Source organism: Neobacillus novalis NBRC 102450 (genome assembly GCF_001591805.1).
GTDB lineage: Bacteria > Bacillota > Bacilli > Bacillales > Cytobacillaceae > Neobacillus > Neobacillus novalis.
Map to the genome: position 1 here is coordinate 27,481 of NZ_BCVP01000042.1, position 16,074 is coordinate 43,554.

At 38.7% G+C, this 16,074-nt stretch carries 21 protein-coding genes; 6 read left to right on the forward strand and 15 right to left on the reverse strand.

What is annotated here, in order from left to right:
• Positions 1–125 precede the first annotated feature (125 nt).
• The 3 genes from BANVL01_RS22900 to BANVL01_RS28655 all read right to left on the reverse strand — a co-directional run bounded on the left by BANVL01_RS22900 (position 126) and on the right by BANVL01_RS28655 (position 2,364).
• Positions 126–896, reverse strand: a complete 771-nt coding sequence (locus BANVL01_RS22900) for an SDR family NAD(P)-dependent oxidoreductase (RefSeq protein WP_066093367.1) — start codon at positions 894–896, stop codon at positions 126–128.
• A 341-nt stretch (positions 897–1,237) separates the two neighbouring features.
• The gene (locus BANVL01_RS22905; protein ID WP_066093370.1) at positions 1,238–2,023 is read right to left on the reverse strand and encodes an SDR family oxidoreductase; all 786 of its coding nucleotides are present in this window, start codon (positions 2,021–2,023) and stop codon (positions 1,238–1,240) included.
• Positions 2,024–2,238: 215 nt separating this feature from the next.
• Positions 2,239–2,364 carry a hypothetical protein gene (locus BANVL01_RS28655; protein WP_268874965.1) on the reverse strand — a complete coding sequence of 42 codons (126 nt, stop codon included), beginning with the start codon at positions 2,362–2,364 and terminating at the stop codon, positions 2,239–2,241.
• A gap of 194 nt (positions 2,365–2,558) precedes the next feature.
• On the opposite strand from BANVL01_RS28655, the gene BANVL01_RS22910 reads away from it, so the two are divergent.
• Positions 2,559–3,164 (forward strand): TetR/AcrR family transcriptional regulator, encoded by a 606-nt coding sequence (locus tag BANVL01_RS22910; RefSeq protein WP_066093371.1) that lies wholly within the window; start codon positions 2,559–2,561, stop codon positions 3,162–3,164.
• A 78-nt stretch (positions 3,165–3,242) separates the two neighbouring features.
• Here BANVL01_RS22910 and BANVL01_RS22915 read toward each other — a convergent pair whose 3' ends face one another.
• From BANVL01_RS22915 to BANVL01_RS22925, 3 genes are all read right to left on the reverse strand, one after another.
• Positions 3,243–4,646: an amino acid permease gene (locus BANVL01_RS22915; RefSeq protein WP_235845719.1), complete on the reverse strand. Its 1,404-nt coding sequence runs from the start codon at positions 4,644–4,646 to the stop codon at positions 3,243–3,245.
• A gap of 224 nt (positions 4,647–4,870) precedes the next feature.
• A complete protein-coding gene (locus BANVL01_RS22920; RefSeq protein ID WP_066093374.1) occupies positions 4,871–5,497 on the reverse strand; it encodes a YitT family protein in 627 nt (208 codons plus the stop codon).
• Entirely contained in the window at positions 5,487–6,629 is a 1,143-nt protein-coding gene (locus BANVL01_RS22925; protein ID WP_066093377.1) for an aminotransferase class V-fold PLP-dependent enzyme, read from the reverse strand. Before BANVL01_RS22925 ends, BANVL01_RS22920 begins: the two co-directional genes overlap by 11 nt.
• Before the next feature lie 39 nt (positions 6,630–6,668).
• On the opposite strand from BANVL01_RS22925, the gene BANVL01_RS22930 reads away from it, so the two are divergent.
• A complete protein-coding gene (locus tag BANVL01_RS22930; RefSeq protein WP_066093382.1) occupies positions 6,669–7,358 on the forward strand; it encodes a Crp/Fnr family transcriptional regulator in 690 nt (229 codons plus the stop codon).
• A gap of 111 nt (positions 7,359–7,469) precedes the next feature.
• On the forward strand, positions 7,470–7,784 hold the full coding sequence (locus tag BANVL01_RS22935) for a hypothetical protein (protein ID WP_066093385.1): 315 nt from the start codon (positions 7,470–7,472) through the stop codon (positions 7,782–7,784).
• A gap of 498 nt (positions 7,785–8,282) precedes the next feature.
• On the opposite strand, the gene BANVL01_RS22945 is transcribed toward BANVL01_RS22935, so the two are convergent.
• Entirely contained in the window at positions 8,283–8,831 is a 549-nt protein-coding gene (locus BANVL01_RS22945) for a hypothetical protein (protein WP_066093392.1), read from the reverse strand.
• Between the two features lie 460 nt (positions 8,832–9,291).
• Between BANVL01_RS22945 and BANVL01_RS22950 the strand changes: the two genes are divergently transcribed.
• From BANVL01_RS22950 to BANVL01_RS22960, 3 genes are all read left to right on the forward strand, one after another.
• A complete protein-coding gene (locus BANVL01_RS22950) occupies positions 9,292–9,510 on the forward strand; it encodes a DUF1659 domain-containing protein (RefSeq protein WP_066093396.1) in 219 nt (72 codons plus the stop codon).
• Positions 9,511–9,552: 42 nt separating this feature from the next.
• Positions 9,553–9,720: a DUF2922 domain-containing protein gene (locus tag BANVL01_RS22955; protein WP_342342338.1), complete on the forward strand. Its 168-nt coding sequence runs from the start codon at positions 9,553–9,555 to the stop codon at positions 9,718–9,720.
• A gap of 125 nt (positions 9,721–9,845) precedes the next feature.
• Positions 9,846–9,989, forward strand: a complete 144-nt coding sequence (locus BANVL01_RS22960; RefSeq protein WP_066093399.1) for a YvrJ family protein — start codon at positions 9,846–9,848, stop codon at positions 9,987–9,989.
• Positions 9,990–10,191: 202 nt separating this feature from the next.
• On the opposite strand, the gene BANVL01_RS22965 is transcribed toward BANVL01_RS22960, so the two are convergent.
• The 8 genes from BANVL01_RS22965 to BANVL01_RS23000 all read right to left on the reverse strand — a co-directional run bounded on the left by BANVL01_RS22965 (position 10,192) and on the right by BANVL01_RS23000 (position 15,797).
• Positions 10,192–10,452 (reverse strand): DUF4176 domain-containing protein, encoded by a 261-nt coding sequence (locus BANVL01_RS22965; protein WP_066093401.1) that lies wholly within the window; start codon positions 10,450–10,452, stop codon positions 10,192–10,194.
• 2 nt (positions 10,453–10,454) lie between these two features.
• Positions 10,455–11,117 (reverse strand): hypothetical protein, encoded by a 663-nt coding sequence (locus BANVL01_RS22970; protein WP_066093404.1) that lies wholly within the window; start codon positions 11,115–11,117, stop codon positions 10,455–10,457.
• A gap of 6 nt (positions 11,118–11,123) precedes the next feature.
• On the reverse strand, positions 11,124–11,876 hold the full coding sequence (locus tag BANVL01_RS22975; protein WP_156482393.1) for a hypothetical protein: 753 nt from the start codon (positions 11,874–11,876) through the stop codon (positions 11,124–11,126).
• A gap of 40 nt (positions 11,877–11,916) precedes the next feature.
• The gene (locus tag BANVL01_RS22980; RefSeq protein ID WP_156482394.1) at positions 11,917–12,996 is read right to left on the reverse strand and encodes a hypothetical protein; all 1,080 of its coding nucleotides are present in this window, start codon (positions 12,994–12,996) and stop codon (positions 11,917–11,919) included.
• 618 nt (positions 12,997–13,614) lie between these two features.
• Entirely contained in the window at positions 13,615–13,929 is a 315-nt protein-coding gene (locus tag BANVL01_RS22985; protein WP_066093413.1) for a DMT family transporter, read from the reverse strand.
• A gap of 1 nt (position 13,930) precedes the next feature.
• A complete protein-coding gene (locus tag BANVL01_RS22990; protein WP_066093416.1) occupies positions 13,931–14,272 on the reverse strand; it encodes a DMT family transporter in 342 nt (113 codons plus the stop codon).
• A gap of 24 nt (positions 14,273–14,296) precedes the next feature.
• Entirely contained in the window at positions 14,297–14,878 is a 582-nt protein-coding gene (locus BANVL01_RS22995; protein WP_066093419.1) for a TetR/AcrR family transcriptional regulator, read from the reverse strand.
• Between the two features lie 409 nt (positions 14,879–15,287).
• On the reverse strand, positions 15,288–15,797 hold the full coding sequence (locus BANVL01_RS23000; RefSeq protein WP_066093422.1) for a DoxX family protein: 510 nt from the start codon (positions 15,795–15,797) through the stop codon (positions 15,288–15,290).
• Positions 15,798–16,074 lie beyond the last annotated feature (277 nt).

Below are 16,074 nucleotides of genomic sequence, written 5' to 3' on the forward strand. Positions count from 1 at the left end.
AGGTTCTCATGGTAATGGCGTTCTTATGTTACGTATTTGGAGGCTCAAAATATGAATAAGAGTCCTTCATTATTCTATGAAGGACTCATCCCTAATTGGAAAACCTCGATTTAATCAAACCTATATTAAACGGACGTAGCTCCTTGTCCACCATCGATTCTGTAATAAGACCCACTAATAAATGATGCTTTTTCAGAAGATAAAAATACCATTAAATCTGCAATTTCTTCTGCAGTTGCATATCGCTTTAAAGGAACTGATGCTTCAAATGCTTCCCTAGCTTCTTCTGCCCTTTCACCCATAGCATTCTTCTCAATTCTTCTCATCATTTCTGTATTTACACCTGATGGAGCAACTGCATTTACACGAACCCCATATTCGGCCATTTCGAGTGCTGCTGTTTTATTCAAACCAATGACAGCATGTTTGGATGCAACATATGCGCTCATTCCTGGGGCACCTAATAGACCGCCATTAGAAGCTGTATTCACAACTGCACCACTCTTTTGCTCTTTCATAATTTGAAGGACATATTTTAAACCGAAGAATACGCCCATTACATTCACTCCAAATACATTTTTGAAGTTTTCTTCTGTTTGCTCTGTTATATTTTTAAATTCACCATTAATGCCAGCATTGTTAATAAAAACATCAATGCGCCCATAGTGATCTTTCGTCTTTTGAACATACTCTTTCACTTCATTTTCATTTGAAACGTTTGCAGTAAGTAATAAAATATCTTTTGCATCCACAGACTCAGCCGCTTTTTCTAACGGCTCCCTCTTCAGGTCTACTAACGCTAATTTTGCACCTTCTTTTGCAAATGCTTTTGCAGCAGCAATACCAATACCGCCAGCTGCACCAGTTATTAAAACTACTTTGTTTTCAAAAATCATAATGATAACCCTCCTATTTTTTAGTAAAAATCAGTTGGTGAACCCTCTTAGCACTTCTTAATATTTGGCTGTGTTAAAAGTGAATGTTGATTTCACTGTGTTTGAAAAATAAACGGAAAAATTCCGTTTAAATTGGGAAATACCCCTATTTCCTTAATAATAAAGGGAGTTTTTCCGGTTATATGTTCCAAATCGTTGGATTTTGCCTAATTTAGAGCAGTTAATCGGAATATCTCCGCTTATATCGGCTTCTTAAGCTTCCTCTATAGACATTAGCCGGAATTTCTCCGCTTATGAATATTCATACCTCCACGAAAATCAACAATGAATAATAACAGATCCTAATATTTATAAGATTGCCCGCCATCGATTGGAATAACGGTTGCGTTGATGAAGTTGGCTTGATCAGATAGTAAGAATGCCACCAAATAACCTACTTCCTCAGGTTTACCAAAACGTTTCATTGGGTTTGGCTCAACAAATTGTTTTCCCACTTCTTCCCAGTTGTCCGGATCCATTTGTTTTAATGAACCTTCAACCATTGGTGTCATGATGGCACCTGGTGCAATGGCTTTGATACTAATTCCGTATTGACCGTATTCAATCCCCGAGTTTCTTGTTAATCCAACCACGCCATGTTTACTAGCTGAATAACCTGATTGGTTTCCTACCCCACGAATTCCGCCAACAGAAGCAGTATTAACAATAGAGCCAAATCCTTGTTCTCTCATGACTTTCAATACATGTTTCAAACCATAAAACACACCATTTAAGTTAACACTAACTACTTTTTGAAACTCATCAGTGCCAAAATCCTCTGTTAGATTTTGTTTTCCTTCAATCCCTGCATTGTTGAAGAAACCATCGATTTTCCCAAACTTCTCAACTGTTTCATTTACATAGTTTTCAACCGCTTTTTCATCTGCCACATTCGCAGTAATAAGCAACACTTCTGCGTTTGGTGCAACTTCTAACACTTTACTTTTTGTTTCTTCTAATGAAGCAGGGTTTAAATCAATGAGTGAAAGTTTTGCACCTTCTTTTGCTACTTGTAAAGCTGAGGCTTGGCCTAAACCAGATCCAGCACCTGTAATTACGATCACTTTCCCATCAAAACGATTGCTCATTGGAAATTTCCTCCTTTATATTAATCAAGGCAACGATAAATAACTTATGATTAAATATCCCCTTGAATTATCCTGATTTAAAAATTCTCAAATTGAAGATATATGACAGCGTAAGTCAACTTTTCCTACTTGTATCAGTAATCTCACAAAGCTAGAATGACAAAGAACCATTCACTGTTTCAACCTTTAAACAAAAGTTGCATCCCCATGATTGATTATTGAGCCGTATACCCGCCATCCACCGTTAAACTATTGCCAGTCATAAATGAAGAATCATCAGAAGCCCCAATACCAGATGCTCCACCGGTTATCACGGCGACTTTGTCTTGTAATTTTTCCATTCCAAGATCCTCCTAGTATTAAAATTCCCTTACCACATTCCAGTGAAAAATAATAGACAAATCTATCATCTGTACTATTTTGTTCACAATTTAATTGTACTATTCTGTTCACATTTAACAATCATTAAGATATCATAAAGTGTCTACTCGTTAGACACTTACAGTAAATCTGTCTATTTTGAGGAAGGTTTTTCATGAATAACGAACAAAATTCGACATCAGGGCGACAAAATCGGACAAAAGAACATTTAAAGCAAGCATTGATTGAGCTCCTAAAAGAGAAGGGTTACCATACCGTTACTGTAAAAAACATTGTCGATTATGCCGCTTATAATCGCAGTACCTTTTATATCCATTACCAGGATAAAGTTGAATTAGCTGAAGATTTACTTATTTCCATGCTTCAAGGGTTAGAAGCTTCAGCAGGTAAACCACATGTACCTGGTCACAAAGTTTATACAGCCACGCTGCATGCACCATCTTTTAATATCGTTTCTTATATCTATAAAAACCGGAATTTTTTTGAACTGATTAACTACGATGACACGTTACCAGGGTTACACACACGGTTCCCGCAAACGATCTTAAAAATCTATCAAGAACAATTTATTTTCGAAACAATCAACAATATCCCAGTAAATATGGATTATTTTAAACGCTATACTGCCTATGGCTTTTACGGACTCCTTCACAATTGGATTCAAGATGGCTTCAGAATAACCCAAGAGGAATTTATCCACGAAGTCATTGATTTAACGAAAACACATATGTATTCATTTAAGTATATTGGAGATCACTAATAGCACCAAATAAAGTCCGGCTCATAAAAGAGACCGGACTTTATTACTTCGCCATAGGTGGGGGCATGTACCTTTTTATTACTTTACCACTTCACCGTACGTGGGATCAGACACCTTAATTCTAGGATTATATTTCTTGTAGTATACAATGGTCAGAAATATGAGCCAAGGAACGCCGACTATCCAGGAAACGCGCCAATCTTCGCTTATGCCCATTGTGAGAAGAATGGCAGCTATTAAGACAACACCGATTATTTGCAAAGCTGGAAAGAAAGGAGCTTGAACGGAGAGCTTATGTCCGCCATCCTTAACCCATTGTTTTCTAAAACGCAAATGGCTGAGCAAAGTGAGCAACCAGACAAATAGAGCGCCGAATAAGGCAATTCCAAATAAATAGTTATATGCCATTGGACTGAATTTGGCTATTAGGGCGGCACAAATAATGCCAATACTTGAAAGAACTAATGCATTAACTGGTGATCCACTTTTTGAGAGCTTTCCAAAGGATTGAGGAGCATAGTTACCGCGTGACAAAGAGAAAATCATTCTAGTAGTTAAATAAAGATTTGTGTTCATACTTGATAATGCGGCAGTCAGAACAACAAAGTTCATGACCCCGGCAGCATAAGTAAATCCAATATGATCAAATACTTTTACAAAAGGACTCTGTGTGATCTCTTTTGCCCCTGCATCTATCCATGGCACTACCGCAAGCATGATGGATATAGCAAGGAAGTAGAAAATGATAAGCCGGAATACCATTGTTTTCATTGCTCTCGGAACGGCGGTTTGAGGGTCTTTCGCTTCTCCTGCCGTGACCGCGATAACTTCTACACCGACAAAACTGAAAATAGCCATTAAAACAGCCATCCAGACACCGCTAAATCCGTGCGGTAGAAATCCACCATGGTGTGTAAAGTTTTCAAATCCAACTGCCGGGGTTCCAATTCCCAGCACCGTTGAGACACCAAAAATGATGAACGCAACAATCGCCACTACTTTGATCATGGCAAACCAATATTCGAAGGTGGCAAAATTCTCGACAGATCGCGAGTTAACATAAATAAGGATGGTACCAAATCCTAAAGTCCAAACCCAAACCGGAATACCAGGAAACCAATAGGTCATATAAATACCTACCGCGACAGCTTCTCCGCCAACCGCAATAACTTGAGCGGCCCAATACGTCCACCTGGAGGCAAATCCTGCCCAGCCTCCTAAGAACTTTTCAGCATAAACCCCAAATGAGCCGGGGGTCGGAAACGCAACCGCCATCTCGGATAAACTGAACATCATGATTACGGCAATAAAGGCGGCAATCACATAGCTAATAATCACTCCTGGACCAGCATAATTTATTGCAATGGAGCTACCCATAAATAAACCAGTACCAATCGCTCCACCCAAACCGATCATTGTCAGCTTGCTTTTTGACAACCCACGATGGAGCCCTGCTTCTCTTTCAACGATGTCATCCTTCACTTTCGAACCCCCTTAATTTTGGCAATATTCGGAAAAATTAATGCAAATAAAACCTTAACATCTCTCTCGTATAATAGAATAAGTTCTTTTACAGCTTTTCGGACTGCAAGTGGACTAAAAAAAAACAAAGATTCAACTATAAAGATCCATTGTTTCTATAAAATCAACAAGACGGCGCAAGCAGAGGTATTTTTTATATAATCAAATCTGTTCATTTTTACGTACTAACTAGACAGACTATCTATGTTAGCAGTGCTTCGCTCCTTTTGCCTCATACAGAAATCGAGTGCTTTTCCAGCTAAATAGATGGAGATGATCGTATAGATAGAACTTCCAAAACCAAACAAGAGACCTGATACAATGACGACAATTGCGTTAATGACAAACATCACATTGCCAATGGAGAACCTTGGCCAGAATTTATTAATTACCACAAACGCAATATCAAGCCCGCCTGTAGACCCTCCTACTAATAACACCATGGCTAGAAAAGCGCCGTTTAAAATTCCTCCAACAATCGATCCGATCAGCTGTTGATGGAAGCCTGTCAAAAAATCAAATAAAAATAGGAATATAGACAAAGAGAACATTCCACACAAACTGTATAAAACAAATCTCCCTCCAACAAAGCGAAACCCTGAAAAGAATAAAGGAATGTTCAATATGAAATAAGTCACCCCTAGTGAAAGCGGGACAAATTGGGCAATGATGATAGCGATGCCGCCGAGTCCCGGGGCTAGAATATGATTTGGTTTCAAAAACACATAATAATTGAGTGCCATAATGGCTGTGCCAAAAATAATTTTCAAAATATCGACAGTATGTTTTTTAATCAGGCCCTTATTTTCCATCTCTCACTAGTTCCGCTAAAGTATCAATTGCCACAATAACCTCGTTTTCTGTATTATAAAAATGAGGAGCAATCCGAATGACATCATTTCGCGCTGATACAATAAAGCCCCTTTCTTTCATCTTTCTTTCGTAGATGCTTGCCTCACCGGTAAATATCGCTGTATTAGATGCTTTTTCTTCCATATTTTCCGGGCTGGCGACGATCAACCCTCTTTCTTTAGCATGCGCAATGGCCGTTTGGGATAGTTTTTGCAAGTATGTCTCGATATGGTCTACTCCAACTTTTAATAATGTTTGAATGGCCGCATCTGCTGCATAGGCATTGATCATGGGCGGAGTTCCTGTTTCAAAACGGCGCGCCCCATCTGCATAATCGAGCAGCTTAATATCAAAAGCGAAGGGATTCACTCTGCCGAACCAGCCTGTCACCATTGGCTTCAGCTCATTGGCAACTTCTTTTTTCACATATAAAAAAGCAATCCCAGGAATTCCAAGCAAGTATTTTTGTGAACCTGCAGCAAGAAAGTCTATATCCATATCTTTTACATCAATTTGCACACTCCCGGCAGATTGATAGGCATCAACAAAACAATAGGAACCTTTCCGGTGAACAATTGAAGCAATTTTCTTAATATCCTGTTTAAAACCGTTATAATAGGAAACATGTGGAATAGAAGTAACGACCGTTTGTTCATCGACATATTTTTCGTAATATTCTAGTGGCACTTTATGATCTTCACCCGGAATAAATTGAACTTCCCCACCCCTTTCTTGTTGGGCAAGCCATACATGTCCAATGCATGGAAAATCTATTTCTGTTGTACAAATTTTATGACGTCCTTTTGAATACGTCAGTGCACTCGCAACAGATGAAGTACACTCTGATACAGAAGACAATACAGCTATTTCATCCGGAGAAGCGTTGATCAGGCTAGCAAATGAGGCTTTGGCCCGCTCAACCCTTTCCATCCAGCCCATCCAATCCATCCCTTCCCTGCTCCAGCTATCCATATATTCGTTCATGGCTTCTTTTACAGGAATGCTGATAGCACTTTGGGAACAGCTTGATAACTGGGTCATTTCATTTAAGATGGGAAATTGCTCTCTTTCTTTTGCAAATGGAAAAATCATACATAGTCCCTTCTTTCATATCATTTGAGGTGAATAATTTTGGAGAAAATAAAAAACGAATCATTGATATCTCCTTGGATCGAAAATCTACCTTTTTCATGGGAACCTTTATTACAAATCGGCCAAAAAATAACGTTTAAAAAGCATGAATACATTTTTCACCAGGATGATTCTGCAGAATATGTGTACATTGTGGCTGAAGGCAGAGTCCGGCTATTTTTAACCTCACCCTCAGGCGATGAAAATACCATCGCGATTATGGGTGAAAAAGGGATCCTAGGAGAATGTGGAGCCTTCCATTTCTCCTCCTACAATTCAAGTGCCATCGCAGCAAGCAAGGTAACCGTTATCAAAATTTCAAAACTTGCCTTTGAAGCTGCAGTTCAAGACAATCATCAACTTGCAAGGCAAATCATGATGATCATGAATATTAAGAACCGGATTTTGGCTTCACATACCACGATGCTTAGCAATTACTCTGCCGTACAAAGAATATGTTACACACTCCTGCAACTTGTCCATACGTATGGAGTGAAAACGAAAGACGGAAATTTGATCAAGATCGGATTTACCCATCAGGAGCTTGCCAATTTGGTTGGAACCTCGCGTGTGACCGTAGCGTATACAATGAAACGGCTTGAAAACGAGAGAATCCTTCAAAAGAAGGATAACAAATACCTTATAATGGATATCGATCGATTGGAACTTTTTTCAGTCACTTCTAGGTAACTGCGTTTAAAGGTATATCTTTCTTAATTAATATTGTAATAGTTGAAAGCGGTTCCATTCTGTAAACTACTTTACACCTTTTAAATTTTCTGTCTATTAACGGTGATATTCTTGTACAACTTTACCTTTGCCGTATCAAACATCTCCATTGCAGCTCATCTGGGCGGTCTAGTCGGCGGTTTGCTTCTTTCCTTTTTCGTTCCTCAACCACCCTTTCGACGGATTGCCGAATCGAGCTGGATGGGAAACAACATTCAAATAGTGGGTGTAGCCATCGTTTGGTTTTCCCTGCTTTCTGCTCCGACCTACCTTCCAGCAGCCACACAAAATGAATGGACTGCGAAACTCGAACAAGTACGGGCAAATGCATTGGATAAACTGGGTAAAGCCCCTGTATTTAGCCCTGCAGGTGGGGGTCTACACTGAAAATAAGCCGAATTACTGAAATCTAAATTAATAGTTCTAAACAACTTGGCTTATTTCCATACTTTGCGGTGGAAACCTTGGTTTCCATGTTTGTCTGACCCTAAAACTCCATTGGTAAACCCTAGCACCATTATATTCCCCATAACAAAAGCCCTCAAAAATCTGAAGGGCTTTTGTATTTTAGTTAGCTCAGTTAACTTTCGACAAATTTCGAGGGGTGATAGTGGCACTGCAATTAAATCAAACTTCGCAGGGATGGTTCTCAAGGTTATTATTGAGGTTAGTGCCACCAGAACCGTCCCCATGGTCTATTACCATTTATTGAACAACTAGAACTTACACAAAAAGTGAAATTGTTATGAATTTTTTAAACTAGAATAGATTAAAGGGATTAGTCCCTCATACAGACTAAGAAGGACTGATCCCTAATAGAAAGACTGCGATTTGTCCTTGGATCTCTAAACAAAAATCGGGACAAGGAACCTGTCCCATGTCCCATTAGTTATATATAATCTCATTAGCCATATCAATGATTTCCTTTTGTTGTTGTTCCTTCGAGATTTCTTCATTCCAGTAGATAATTTTGTAGGAGACACCCTTCAATTGGAAGTACAATGTGTTGCCTTTGTATTCTCCACGGACCTTATCATCCAATTTTATTTCAGTCACATTTATTAAGTTGTTTTTCTCAATAGGATGGCTTGCTTCAATTTTAAACTGAAATTTGGCATTTTCATCTTTAACATCAGCAACAAAGGTAGCCCGTAGATGCTTTCCGTCGTGTTTCAAATCCCGGATGTTGAATGCATATCGATACACTTTAAAAGGGAATTTTTTAGGTAATTTCATTTCATAGGGAAGCGCATTCCTGCCTACCTTTAAAGAGGGAGCATCATAGAGAATCGGAAGCTTTTTTTCACCCTCCTTCGTGAGATGTTCGTATTCCACTTTTTCCAACTTAGATGTATCAAGCACTCCAGTTTGATTGCCTCCACATCCAGTTAATACCAATGAAAGTAAAGCCGTAATAGTTAAATTCTTTATCATGAGCACCCCTCTCTCTACTAACCTATGTAAATGTATTATCGGCTTTTCTAATTTGTCAGGATTGAAGCATAAAAAAACTGCAATGAATTTTGCAGTTATTAATTATTTTTTAGATATCCTAGAAAGCTTAATAAAAACTCCCAACCCTGCAAAGAAAAAACCTAAACAAAATAAACTAGCTGGACTCCCCCAAACGATATCACTCATTTAATAACCCTCCATCACTTATTATATAGGCGTATTTTACCATATTCACAAATTTTTTAGAACATTATTTATTTTTGTTCAGGGGAAATTATTAGAAATTATTCAGAGAAAGTTTCGGAAAATACGCCGTAAGTTCTCGTGACTCGAGGTGATTTTCAATTAATATCCATTAAATGTCGTGAGTCTCTGAAAACATGTCGTATGTGGCTGATATGGTGTAACCATAAATAAAAGGTGAAAGGAGGTTGCGACAATGGCTCTAGCGTTATTAGAAGGAACAAAGCTTCATTTGGTGTTTGAAGCGGGGATGGATGACGAAGGAAATCCGATCTTCAAAGCTAAAACGTTTAGCAATGTGAAAAAAGAAGCAACGGCTGACCAGTTGTTTCAGGCTGCACAGGCAATCTCAGTTTTGTGCAAAGACACGCTAAACAAAGTGGGGCGCAATGACAGTACGGAGATTTTAGCTTAAATCTTCGGCTTAGTGAAATCTTGATGATCGGAGGTGACGGAAATGGCAAAAACATTGGAATTACAATTCGGCACAGAATTTGGCAAGACGGCAAACATTTCGATCGATAATCCAAAAGAGCCGATTAATGAAGATCTCGTGAAATTATCGATGGAACAGATTATTACAGCGGGAGTTTTCACAACAGCTGCGGTAAGTTGGCAGCTGTAAAAGGCGCGAGAGTCATCGACCGCAATGTAACGGATTACGAACTTGTTTAATAAGGAAGGGGCCGGTTTCGTATGATGCCGGCCTTTTCTATCCATCAAATTAAATGAAGAAAGGAGCGAATTCTCGTGGAAGAAGTCATTTCATTCATCAGCCAGGTCGGTTTCCCGATTGTGGTGACCCTCTATCTGCTCTATCGGATTGAATCCAAGCTAGATGCAGTGGTCCAGTCCATACAGGAACTGCCCAACAGGATGAATGCGAGATCATAGTACAGTCATTTCGCTGTGATTAAAGGTAAACTGCCCTGCTCATATCGGTGCAGGGTGGTTTTGTAAGGTACCTTTCTCGTTCTTATATGACAGATGGACCTATTACAGGCACCGCAGACAAATTCCGACCCATTTCCCCATATGAAATACCCATCAAACGTTTGATTGACATTCGGGGCGCGACAGGCACCGGAATCCATTCTTACTTTAGAATGTTTAAATGTTCCTTCTGAAATGCAAGCTCTTCTTCGTCCTGGAAGCCAATAAAATAGACTTTCTCAATTTGATCATGATTAAATAGGAACATATACTCTTCATTAATGTTTCCTTCAGGATAGAGGCAGGCAATATAATCCCATATTTGTTCCGATTTTAATTGCTGCTGTTTTCGGCCATAGATCATAATCCTCTTTGTGCCGCTCTTTAATTGGACAACAGAACCAATTGGTAAATACTTTTCCATTTCTATTTCCCCCACTTTTTTGAACGATAAATAAGAATGAATACCGCTATACTGCCAAACCCGATGATGACAGAAGCCATTAAAAACTCATATGGTACTTTCACTGTTTCAGGTTGGACAAAAAAGACATCTTTAACCATGAGCATTCCAGCGAAGGTCACAACTACTAAGCAAATGCCTCCAGCAATCGCTGCTACATACCCTTTGATACTTTTACTCTTTCTAAATAAAAGTTTCGGAGATGATAAGATATAGATTAACAAGGATAATAACGCAACAGCAATCACATATTCTACAAGTGAAAATCTTAGAAAATTTACCTGCTCTGCAATCCTGCCGGCACCCTGGTCTGCCAGATAACTGATATTTGAGATGAGGTAAAAATGAATGCTCATCAATAGTAAAAAAATCGAAGTGAAGAATCCAAACTGGTGCTTTAATTGGTAGCGAGAACGAAGCCAAAAGCCGTAAATAAACATCGCAAAGCTTCCTGTAAAAACGGCAAATGATGCGTATTCTATCCATTTTGGAACGACGGAAGAGAACTGATAGCTTGCCAATGTTGCAAAGGCATTAATGGCAAAGAAAAAAATCGTCATAAACAGGACATTTTTTCGATATAAACGCCTTTCTGCAGGCAATGATTTCGTTTCCGGGAGATTCATTTCTCATTACACCTCCGTTTCGAAAAGAATATTGGGTAAATCCCCAAAAGGATATCGGGCCAAAACGACGTGATCTCCATCTTCCGAATAAATGCTTTTAATGAAACTGATTCCGCCAAGATAACAATGAAACTTTGTTAAGATTGTACAAGGTTTTCCGATATATTCAGTAAGAATAATCATAGAATCATGTAAATGGATATAATCGAGAATCATTTTACACTCGGAAAAATTATCCTTACATATCTCCTTCAATTTTTCATTTTTATTTTTTTCATAGTATGTAAGTAATTTTTCAAACTGTTTTGCTGCTAACTGAAAATGAAACGGGGGAACTTCCAGAGTGTTCTCGCTTTGTTTCAAATGGATTGCCGTTAAGAAGCTTTCGCTAAACTCTTCTTCATTTTCAAAAAGGGTTACTTCATATTGTCCACTCACTTTCTTTATTAGCACATTTTGCCCTGAAGTGAGATAAAAAGCACTGTTTATCTGTTCACCTTCAAGCAGTGACACCACTTTATCAGCCTGAAAACAACACATGAGTGTTTCGGTAAGCGTTTCGTCTACACGCATACTATAATCGGTATCATCCACTGTAAAATATCCACGATTTTTGAAATCCTTAAGGAAGAACTCCCACTCCTTACACATATCCTTTTCCGAGACATTTCCAAACGAATTCTCTACTATTAATGGTAAGGGATGTTGAAAAATGGAACATAACAGGGCCATTTCAATTGCGGAAAATTTATATTTCATCTTTTGTTCTCCTTCCGGCATGTTATTTACTATCAGCCTGTTAGCCTCCTGTTGCAGGTTTTTCAGAATGGAAAAATCCGCCTATCCATTTTGAAGCTCCTCTAACACAATCCCCAACGGCTTTCGCTGCCTTTTCAACTTGATCGCCTGAAAAATCCTTTACAACACTCATCACTGACTTTTTATCCTTTTCTGTACCGATAAAATTCCAATTGAGAAGTTTATCTACACCATAGGCAATACCAACTCCAACAGCAGCACCAACTACCGCTCCGACAATCGTTCCTCCGACCGGAATTACAGAGCCAATTGCCCCTCCAATAACAGCCCCCGCCTCTGCTGCTCCAATGGCAATACCAACAGTAGTTCCTCCCGTGATGACAGCATTACTAATCTTTCTTTCTGTCGAGATGCTGTTTGGCGTGGTTAGTTCTTGGTAGGCTGCGGCAGCCCCTGTCATCCATGGAAGGGACTTGGAGACTACCGCTAAATTACTGACGGTCTGATTCAAATTATATAATTTCAACGCGTTCGGATATTTGCCAGCCTTCAGGTTATTCAATGTGTATCTTCTTGCTAAACCTTCGCCGCCTTTATAATTTTCACTGTTTAATATCTTCATATATTTTCCGTCTATCCTAAATCCGGGGATTTTATAATAGACTGGTAAGGCGCCTTTCGGCAGTTCGATTAAAAGATCCCTTGCGGCGCCAATTTCTGAATTCGCCAGGATACCAGCGACTTTTCGATCCCATCGCTCACTATTTTTAGTGGGCGTAGATTTCTGTGTACCCTTCATATCCACATTTTGGGCATTTTTATTAAAGGAGCTAAGAAGCGCCAATGCCTTGGCCGATAAATGGTTTTCAGCAGAAGAATACCTGTCCATAGATTCATTGATGAATTGAACGAGACTCCTAAGGTCTTTTTCTACCTCGATTAAAGATTTATAGGCAGTATTTATTCTTGCACCAATATTTCTCCGCGCCAAAACTTGCGCATCAATCGTTTGTGAAAGGGATGACAATCTATTATTAGATTCCGAAAGTTTGACGATATTTTGTCCAATATTTGTATTAACGTGCATGACTTCATTAACATTCAATTTAATCATACTCAATACATTCACCTGCCATAAGATCTATTCATGGCAGATGCTGTTGCTTCTGCCATAACTTTAGTAGCTGCCTTTTCGGCTTCCAATTTTTTTGAACTTATACTTTAGGAATCGGATGTAAGAAAATACCTAACTTCAATAGTATAATATATAAAAAGGACCAATAACCGTTTTTTCACGGCACGTGGCACAAATTAGGTGTCAGGCACTATTTGCGGGGCAAAGGCGGGCATGTTTTTCTAGTGGAATTGAGACTATAGTCCCAAAAAGGCTGCAGACATTAGGGCCAGTGGGTCAGTCCCCCGATGCTTAAAGCGGCGGAGGACTGACTCTTTTTTCCCGACAAAACTTTAGATGTATATTTCAGTTTTTACAACCGGTTGATTTCAGCTTTACCTTTAGCACACCTGAACGACAAATCTAAACAAAATTCCCTTCCATGAAAACTAAATAAACGTTTGATTAAATATGCTGGAATGCCCAATGTTTAACAAATTGGACAAATGGCTGTGGATCTCGGTTGCTCACAAAGGTGTGGGTCTGTTGAATCGACTACTATTTACTTTTTTCAGGTTCTGTAAGGGTAATAATCATTGTCTTGTAAATTTGAAATCTTAGCATCTACGTAGTCGTTTTCAGTCCAATAACTGCTACTAATATCAGACCTATAAATAATATCCGTCTCCAATCTTTTGCTTCCCCATAGAAAAGCATTCCAACTAGCGTTCCACCTACAGTTCCTATCCCAGTCCAAACGGCATAGGCTGTTCCCGCCGGGAGGGTTTTCATAGCTAAGCCTAGAAAACTAAAACTAAATATAAATCCAAGGAGCAGTATCATATATGCTTGTAAATTATTGTTTTTTGCTACTTTATTCATTCCTGTAACCCCGACTACTTCAAGGGCTCCAGCTAGAATGAGATACACCCAGGCCATTTTACGCTGCACCTTCTTTCTTACTAGTTTCATTTGTAACAAGTTTTAAACCTATAACACCAGATAGAAGTAAGAGAATAAAAAATACTTTCATCCAACTAAAGGCAACTCCAAATACCACCATCTCCACAACAACGGTCCCAGCCGTTCCTATTCCAGTAAAGATTGCGTAAACTGTAGCAACAGGTAAACTTTTTATTGCCTTTAATAGTAAAACAAATGAAATATATATAAGTAGAGCAATACCAGCCCAAGTAAGCCAATTACTAGCATGCTTCAATCCTATTGCCCACAAAACCTCAATAAATCCAGCCAGTAGGACTAATACCCAATTTCGATTCATCGTTTTTTCCTCCCATAAATATTATTACTCCTTTGAAAGACCGTGCCAAAAAACATACCAAGAAGCATCCAATCTCTTTGTTAGGCGTTCTGGACCTCCATATACCATTTCTACCAATATTCCATCTAACATCCCTAAGAATGCAGCAGTTGCTCGTTTTTCACCAATAATTGAACTAATTGTTCCTTCCGCCACAGCCTTTTTAAGAATGTGAATAAATAGCTCTTCTAACTTATCAAGATATTGGTTAACCATATTCATCACCGACTCATTGAGATGATTCGGTGGAAAGAAAGAAGTACGAGTCCAAAATTTATTTGAAACATTCTTTCCATATCGGTCTATGCTTCGCAATAGAAAATCGTATAAGAAATCCTTGATGGGTCGAGTCTGATTAGACTCTATAAAATTAATAACAGATCTTATTTCATTTTCACTCGCATCCCTGCACAGCTGAATAAACAGTTCATCTTTCCCTTTGAAATGAGTATAAATTGACTGTTTTTTTATCCCTACATCCTCGGCAATATGTGCCAATGATGCACCTTCATATCCATTTTTTGCGAAGTGCTTTAAAGAAACTTTTTTTATTTGTTCTGCTGTCATATTATCCATCCTTCCGAACGGTCGTAAGGTAAATTTAACACTTACCCTTTCCCAAGTCAAATAAACAGGTACAAGAAGCCTGTCCCCTCGTCCCACTAAATTCGACATACATCGGCTGGTGGAATAACCAAAAGACATTTCAAGCCCTTTATACATTAGAAAAACATTGCGCCGGTTGTGCAACTTATGGGGAGTAAAGTTGGAATCCATAAACAGAAAAGGCCAGAAATATCAAAGGTAATTTCCCTGGGTTTTTTTCTGGTTAAAATCATTTTGGTAGCCCTAAAGAGTTATTCCGTGGAACACTGCTGTGAAACAAGATTATTCGGGCGGTGACAGGCACCGGAATTCAAAAGGCATCCGAATAAGTTAATATTCGAATGCCTTTCCTCGACTATTTATCTAGTATTTAAGCAACGGTAGTGCCTTTTCTATGATTACCTTTAACAGTATAGTATTTGCGTACATAAGGCATTGCATATCGGTCTAAGCCGAATTTGCCTGCATTTGCTCCTGCAACAAGGACGAAGAACGCTAATAGAATCATTTGACCGTTAGTGCTAACCGTGCCGCTGAACAAGAAAGAGAAATTCATAACCAATCCCATTAGTGTTGCAAAGTTTGTGAGAAGGCCTAGGATTAACGCAATACCGACTAATAATTCGCCCCATTGCACTAAGATAGAAAACAGATCAGCGTTTGGCAATGCAATATGCTCTAGAAATGCTGCCCACCAGCCTTGAACTGCTGGGTGTTCTCCTGTACTAGAAGCGATTGCGCCCTTTAAGAACCCACTTGCATCAAATCCGCCGCCTGTTATTTTTGCAAAACCTGCATGTATAAATTGATAACCAATATAAATACGAATGATTGCTAAAACCCCTGCAGCAATATTATTTTTTCTTAAAAGATTTAACATAATACTCCATCCCCTTAGGATTAAATTAGTTTGTTCACTGTTTCACAAGATTTTGTTTGTTTCTTACTACACTTATATATTAACACTTTATCCAAGTTAAAAAAGATGTTTGTGATGTTATTCACATATTTGCAACAAAGTTTTGTCTAGATTGTGAAATATGAATCCTCCAGGCTAAAAATTACTTTTATAAATTATTTATTGTTGATTTTGTGTAGGTATGAAAATTCATAGGCGGAGAATTTCCGGCTATTGTATATAGAGGAGGCTTACGAAG

What these genes read in the sequence shown, in the direction of transcription:
- BANVL01_RS22985 (WP_066093413.1), bottom strand. Translation starts at nt 13,929, where the DNA reads ATGGCCTGGGTGTATCTCATTCTAGCTGGAGCCCTTGAAGTAGTCGGG.
- BANVL01_RS22995 (WP_066093419.1), bottom strand. Translation starts at nt 14,878, where the DNA reads ATGACAGCAGAACAAATAAAAAAAGTTTCTTTAAAGCACTTCGCAAAA.
- BANVL01_RS22945 (WP_066093392.1), bottom strand. Translation starts at nt 8,831, where the DNA reads ATGATAAAGAATTTAACTATTACGGCTTTACTTTCATTGGTATTAACT.
- BANVL01_RS22950 (WP_066093396.1), top strand. Translation starts at nt 9,292, where the DNA reads ATGGCTCTAGCGTTATTAGAAGGAACAAAGCTTCATTTGGTGTTTGAA.
- BANVL01_RS22900 (WP_066093367.1), bottom strand. Translation starts at nt 896, where the DNA reads ATGATTTTTGAAAACAAAGTAGTTTTAATAACTGGTGCAGCTGGCGGT.
- BANVL01_RS28655 (WP_268874965.1), bottom strand. Translation starts at nt 2,364, where the DNA reads ATGGAAAAATTACAAGACAAAGTCGCCGTGATAACCGGTGGAGCATCT.
- BANVL01_RS22970 (WP_066093404.1), bottom strand. Translation starts at nt 11,117, where the DNA reads ATGAATCTCCCGGAAACGAAATCATTGCCTGCAGAAAGGCGTTTATAT.
- BANVL01_RS22925 (WP_066093377.1), bottom strand. Translation starts at nt 6,629, where the DNA reads ATGATTTTTCCATTTGCAAAAGAAAGAGAGCAATTTCCCATCTTAAAT.
- BANVL01_RS22990 (WP_066093416.1), bottom strand. Translation starts at nt 14,272, where the DNA reads ATGAATCGAAATTGGGTATTAGTCCTACTGGCTGGATTTATTGAGGTT.
- BANVL01_RS22975 (WP_156482393.1), bottom strand. Translation starts at nt 11,876, where the DNA reads ATGAAATATAAATTTTCCGCAATTGAAATGGCCCTGTTATGTTCCATT.
- BANVL01_RS22920 (WP_066093374.1), bottom strand. Translation starts at nt 5,497, where the DNA reads ATGGAAAATAAGGGCCTGATTAAAAAACATACTGTCGATATTTTGAAA.
- BANVL01_RS22955 (WP_342342338.1), top strand. Translation starts at nt 9,553, where the DNA reads ATGGCAAAAACATTGGAATTACAATTCGGCACAGAATTTGGCAAGACG.
- BANVL01_RS22905 (WP_066093370.1), bottom strand. Translation starts at nt 2,023, where the DNA reads ATGAGCAATCGTTTTGATGGGAAAGTGATCGTAATTACAGGTGCTGGA.
- BANVL01_RS23000 (WP_066093422.1), bottom strand. Translation starts at nt 15,797, where the DNA reads ATGTTAAATCTTTTAAGAAAAAATAATATTGCTGCAGGGGTTTTAGCA.
- BANVL01_RS22965 (WP_066093401.1), bottom strand. Translation starts at nt 10,452, where the DNA reads ATGGAAAAGTATTTACCAATTGGTTCTGTTGTCCAATTAAAGAGCGGC.
- BANVL01_RS22910 (WP_066093371.1), top strand. Translation starts at nt 2,559, where the DNA reads ATGAATAACGAACAAAATTCGACATCAGGGCGACAAAATCGGACAAAA.